8 protein-coding genes are annotated in these 5,599 nt (G+C 41.9%); all 8 read right to left on the bottom strand.

Annotated elements, in window-relative coordinates; genetic code table 11:
• Positions 1–193 precede the first annotated feature (193 nt).
• Positions 194–961, bottom strand: coding sequence for an epoxyqueuosine reductase QueH (locus HT721_RS09775; RefSeq protein ID WP_084920455.1), 768 nt, complete (start codon positions 959–961; stop codon positions 194–196).
• 123 nt (positions 962–1,084) lie between these two features.
• Positions 1,085–2,707 (bottom strand): chaperonin GroEL, encoded by a 1,623-nt coding sequence (groL, locus tag HT721_RS09780; RefSeq protein ID WP_173214643.1) that lies wholly within the window; start codon positions 2,705–2,707, stop codon positions 1,085–1,087.
• 15 nt (positions 2,708–2,722) lie between these two features.
• Positions 2,723–3,007: a co-chaperone GroES gene (groES, locus tag HT721_RS09785; protein WP_100127934.1), complete on the bottom strand. Its 285-nt coding sequence runs from the start codon at positions 3,005–3,007 to the stop codon at positions 2,723–2,725.
• Between the two features lie 155 nt (positions 3,008–3,162).
• A complete protein-coding gene (locus tag HT721_RS09790; RefSeq protein ID WP_166731206.1) occupies positions 3,163–3,558 on the bottom strand; it encodes a single-stranded DNA-binding protein in 396 nt (131 codons plus the stop codon).
• 76 nt (positions 3,559–3,634) lie between these two features.
• Complete coding sequence (locus HT721_RS09795) at positions 3,635–4,396, bottom strand: SDR family NAD(P)-dependent oxidoreductase (RefSeq protein WP_173214641.1); 762 nt, start codon at positions 4,394–4,396, stop codon at positions 3,635–3,637.
• Between the two features lie 41 nt (positions 4,397–4,437).
• Complete coding sequence (gene ytpR / locus HT721_RS09800; RefSeq protein WP_173214639.1) at positions 4,438–5,064, bottom strand: YtpR family tRNA-binding protein; 627 nt, start codon at positions 5,062–5,064, stop codon at positions 4,438–4,440.
• Between the two features lie 15 nt (positions 5,065–5,079).
• Complete coding sequence (locus HT721_RS09805) at positions 5,080–5,397, bottom strand: thioredoxin family protein (protein ID WP_173214637.1); 318 nt, start codon at positions 5,395–5,397, stop codon at positions 5,080–5,082.
• Positions 5,394–5,599, bottom strand: a 206-nt coding sequence (locus HT721_RS09810; protein ID WP_173229709.1) for a DUF4651 domain-containing protein, incomplete at its 5' end; no start/stop codon positions are given. The genes HT721_RS09810 and HT721_RS09805, both read right to left, overlap by 4 nt.

Genomic DNA, 5,599 nt, shown 5'->3' on the forward strand with positions numbered 1-5,599 from the left:
GACTATATTTTAAAAGAACATGTCAAAATTCTTGTTGATTGGATTAACAATGGACGTGGTCCTTTCTCAGAAGCCTATGTAAACATTTGGTACAAGCGCTATGTAGAACTAAAGAATCGGTAAAGTTGTCAAACTAGGGTGAAAGCCCTGGTTTTTTTATTTGAAAAACCCAGCTTTTCAACTGGGTTGGTCTCTATATATCTAATTTAGTAACTGTAAATTTGATATGGGAATAATCTTTTTCAACATCCTTATCCAGCAAGAAAGCTGTAGCGTCCTTCTTAACCTGAACCAAGTCAATATTCTGAGCTTGAGCCGCATAGACACATCCACAATAACATTGACGGTAGATGTCATACTCTTCACACATCTCTACTGAACGTTTGTAGCCTTGATTTTTCTTGAAATCACTTGGAAGATAGTGTGTTGTGTAAATTTTTTGCACATCAATTCCGATGCTGTTGATGGTTTGAGAATTCTTATGAGGACTGATGGTCAAGGCTGAGCCAAAGTAGTCAAAGCCCAAACCCATAGCCACTTGCGCTGTCTTATCCAGTCGGTAGTCAAAGCAAACCTTGCAACGGTCGCCACCTTCAGGCTCTTCTTCCAGTCCTCTGACTAACTTACGGTATTCATTTGGTTCGTAGGGAGCTTCTAGGTACTGAACCGTATTTCCTGTTCGCTCATTGAAATCACTGACGAATTTCTTGGTGACATAGGCACGCTTATGGTATTCTGCCTTGGGATGGATATTGGAATTAGCAAAATAGATGGTCACATCTGCATACTTGGTCAAATATTCTAGTGTATAGGTACTACAAGGGGCACAGCAAACATGCATGAGAATAGTTGGCCGCTGCTCATTTTTCTCCCATACTTGTACCATCTTCTGCATGACACGGTCATAATTAATCTTCTGATTGGGGTTCATCTTGCTCAGAATTTCTTCTACATCGATCATGTTCTTCTCCTTTTTCTAGTCTTATTTTATCATATAAGTTAGGAGAGCTCAAATCAATTTAGAAATGAACATCATAAAAAGGAGGAATAGGCATTCCCTCCTTTTGTGTTTTCTATAGAAAGCTTACATCATGCCGCCCATCATGCTTGGATCCATTGCTGGAGCCGGAGCTGCTGGTTCTGGTTTATTAGCTACGACTGCTTCTGTTGTTAAAATCAAGCTGGCTACAGATGCTGCATTTTGTAGGGCTGAACGGCTCACTTTAACTGGGTCGATGATTCCCTCTTCAATCATGTTGACCCATTCGCCAGTTGCTGCGTTGAAGCCTGTACCAACTTCAGCATTCTTCAAGCGATCGATAACGATTGAGCCTTCAAATCCTGCATTGTGGGCGATTTGACGAACAGGTTCTTCCAAAGCACGGAGAACAATATTGCGGCCTGTTGCTTCGTCTCCTGTTAATTCCAAATTCGTCACGGCTGGAATCACATTTACAAGGGCTGTTCCACCACCTGCAACGATACCTTCTTCAACAGCTGCACGAGTAGCGTTGAGGGCATCTTCAATGCGGAGTTTCATTTCTTTCAACTCAGTTTCAGTTGCGGCTCCGACCTTTATAACTGCTACACCACCTGACAATTTGGCCAAGCGTTCTTGCAATTTTTCACGGTCAAATTCAGAAGTTGTGGTTTCAATTTGAGACTTGATAACTGCAACACGGTGGGAAATAGCTTCAGGATTTCCAGCACCTTCTACGATAACAGTGCTATCTTTGTCCACAGTTACTCTCGCTGCTTGACCAAGTGCTTCAATTGTCGCATCTTTCAACTCAAGACCAAGGTCTTCAGTGATAACTGTTCCGCCTGTTAAGATGGCAATATCTTCAAGCATGGCTTTGCGACGGTCACCAAAACCAGGAGCCTTAACTGCTACTACGTTGAAGGTTCCACGAATCTTGTTCAAAACAAGAGTTGGAAGAGCTTCACCATCTACATCATCCGCAATAATCAAGAGCGGACGATTGCTTTGGAGAATACTTTCTAGGAGTGGCAAGATTTCTTGGATATTGGAAATCTTCTTATCAGTAATCAAAATATATGGATTTTCAAGGTCAGCCACCATTTTCTCGCTATCTGTCACCATGTACTGTGAAAGATAACCACGGTCAAACTGCATACCTTCTACAACTTCAAGCTCTGTTTCCATACCACGTGACTCTTCAATGGTGATGACTCCGTCTTTGCCAACTTTTTCCATGGCTTCAGAAATGTACTCACCGACTTTTTCAGAACGAGAAGATACAGCAGCAACCTGAGCGATGGCTTCTTTATTAGCGACAGGGATGGCATTATTTTTCAAGGCTTCTACTGCTGCAGCAACTGCTGTTTCAATCCCGCGACGAATGCCGATTGGATTGGCACCTGCAGTGACGTTTTTGATTCCTTCACGGACGATAGCTTGGGTCAAAACAGTTGCAGTTGTAGTCCCATCACCCGCAATATCATTGGTTTTTGAAGCTACTTCTGATACCAATTTGGCACCCATATTTTCAAAATGGTCTTCTAATTCAATTTCTTTGGCAATAGTCACACCGTCATTGGTAATCAATGGTGAACCGAATGATTTTTCAAGAACGACATTACGACCTTTTGGTCCCAAGGTTACTTTAACAGTGTCTGCAAGGATATCGACACCACGAACCATAGCTGAACGAGCATCAGATGAAAATTTAATTTCTTTTGACATACTTACTTTCTCCTTCTATTCTTCAATGATAGCCAAGATGTTAGCTTCGCCTACGATGATGTACTTTTCATCGCCATCTTTGACATCAAGACCTGCGTGGGCTTCAACTAAGACACGATCTCCAGGCTTAACACTTGGAGCTACCAAGTCACCGTTCAAGGTACGAACACCTTGTCCAATAGCCACAACTTGGGCTGTTTTTGTTTTTTCTTGAGCTGAACCCGCAAGGACAAAACCTCCAACAGTTTGTTCTTTTTCTTCTACTTTTAAGACCACACGGTCTCCTAATGGTTTCAACATCTGTTTTCCTCCATGATGAACTACATATTATTAGCACTCTTTATATCTGAGTGCTAATTTATAGTTCTATTGTATCACTTGGTCAGAAATAGTCAAGAAAAAAGTCTGACTTTCTCAAGATAAAAAGCCTGAAAGCAACTCAGACTTTTCAATGTTTAAAATGGCAATTCTTCCTCTTCCAAAACCAAATCTGCCAAATCCTGTCCTGCATTATTTTCACGCATAGCACGTTGGGCACGACTTTCCAAGAGTTGGAATCCAGTAACAAGTACTTCGGTCACATAATTCATTTGACCATTTTTCTCAAAACGACGGGTACGCAATTCCCCATCAACGGAAATGAGACTACCTTTGGTTGCGTAGCTTGCCAAAGTTTCTGCTAGTCTGCCCCATAGGACCATATTGACAAAATCAGCTTCACGTTCACCATTTTGGTCTTTGTAACGACGATTTACAGCGATAGTTGCTCGCGCTACTGACTTGTCATTGCTGGTTTTGTGCAATTCTGGTGTAGACGTCAAGCGTCCGATCAAGATAACTTTATTATACATATTTTTTCCTCCTACTTATCTATTCGTAGGAAATCAAAAAAAGTTACAGAAATTTGTAACTTTTCGAGGAAATTTTTTAGTTTTTATGAACCATGAAACCTGTCGCTTGTTGATTTGCCATAATGGTCATATCTGTAATCTGCACACGACGAGGTTGACTGGTCACATAGATAACTGTATCAGCGATATCTTGTGCCTGCAAGGCTTCGATTCCTTGGTAAACGGACGCAGCTCGTTCTTTATCACCGTGAAAACGTACCGTCGAAAAATCTGTTTCGACAATTCCAGGCTGAATGGTCGTCACCTTGATATCCGTTGCGATGGTATCAATTCGCAATCCATCTGAAAAGGTCTTAACCGCTGCCTTGGTAGCTGAATAAACTGCTGCACCTGCATAGGCATAAATTCCTGCGGTTGACCCCATGTTGATGATATGTCCTTGATTGGCTTTTACCATTGCTGGCAAGAAAGAGCGAGTGACTGCCATCAAACCTTTGACATTGGTATCCAGCATGGTCAACATATCCAACTCTTCATAGTCCTGATAGGGTGCTAAACCTAGAGCAAGTCCGGCATTGTTGACCAGAATATCAATCTGACCTATCGTTTCCAAAATATCGGAGCAGACAGTCTTGACCATGGTCATATCCGTCACATCTAATGAAAAGGTCCAAACTGTTTGACTAGGAAAAGTTTTTGCAAACTCTGACTTGAGGGCTTCTAGTCTGTCTATCCGTCGTCCAGTTAGAACGACATTCTCACCCTGCTCCAGATAAGCACGCGCAATCGCTTCACCGATTCCTGATGTCGCTCCTGTAATCACTACATTTTTTGCCATCTTATTTCCTTCTATCTAGTGGTCCAGATACTGATAACTTCCTAAGCAGTCCAATGCTTAGCCGGGTCGAATGGTGTTCCGACAACTTGGTCTTCTGATAATTCAATAATACCACGTTTTTGCGGAGCATTTGGCAAAGCAAGTTCACGAGGGCTGCACATCATTCCAAAACTCTTTTCGCCACGAAGTTCACCTGGGAAAATGAGGTTGCCTTTTGGCATCATAGCTCCAGGAAGAGCTACAATAGTTTTCAATCCAAGACGCGCATTTGGAGCTCCGGCAACAATTTGCACAGTCTTATCACTTGCGACTGCAACTTGGCAGATATTGAGGTGGTCACTATCTGGATGGGCTACCATCTCAACAATTTCACCGACAACAAACTTAGGTTCCTTGTCATTAACAATTTCCTCTGCGAAACCTTCCGTTTGTAATTCTTGGTTCAAACGAGCGACTTGCTCATCTGATAAAAAGACTTGACCACGCTCTGCAATTTCAAATAAACTTGAAACTTCAAAAATATTCCAAGCCACTGTTTCCCCATTATCTTTGAGGAAAACACGAGCTACCTTACCTTTGCGTTCCACATCTAGTTTGGCATCTCCGCTGTTTTTCATGATGACCATAAGGACATCACCGACATGTTCTTTGTTATATGTAAAAATCATTGTTTCCTTTTTCTCCTACTTCAGTCCTGCTAAAAAGTCGTTAATTTGTTGCTTGCTTTTACGGTCGCGATTAACAAAACGACCGATTTCCTTGTCCTTTTCTAGAACAACAAGGCTAGGAATTCCGTAAACATCCCAGAGTTTGGCCAAATCCATATACTGGTCTCGGTCCACACGAATAAAGGTGAACTCTGGATTGGTCTCCTCAATTTCTGGCAAGGCAGGATAGATATAACGACAATCGCCACACCAGTCTGCTACAAAAAGAAAGACCTTCTTGCCATCTTTTTCCACTAAAGATGCTAATTCTTTTAAACTTTCTGGTTGTATCATAAAACTTCCTCCTCATAGACTAAGTCTTCATTTTCATAGACAAAGGTATAATGACGGCCATCCTCAAAAATGACACCGCCAACCAAGCTCTCCAGACTACTTTCATAGACTTGAACATAGAGGGTCGCAATTTCCCCCATGTCTGAAAAATGGTCTCGCACAATCGCTGTCAACTCTTCCTGAGTCTTCATGAGCTTATGGT

This window comes from Streptococcus sp. 4094 (genome assembly GCF_013277125.1).
GTDB lineage: Bacteria > Bacillota > Bacilli > Lactobacillales > Streptococcaceae > Streptococcus.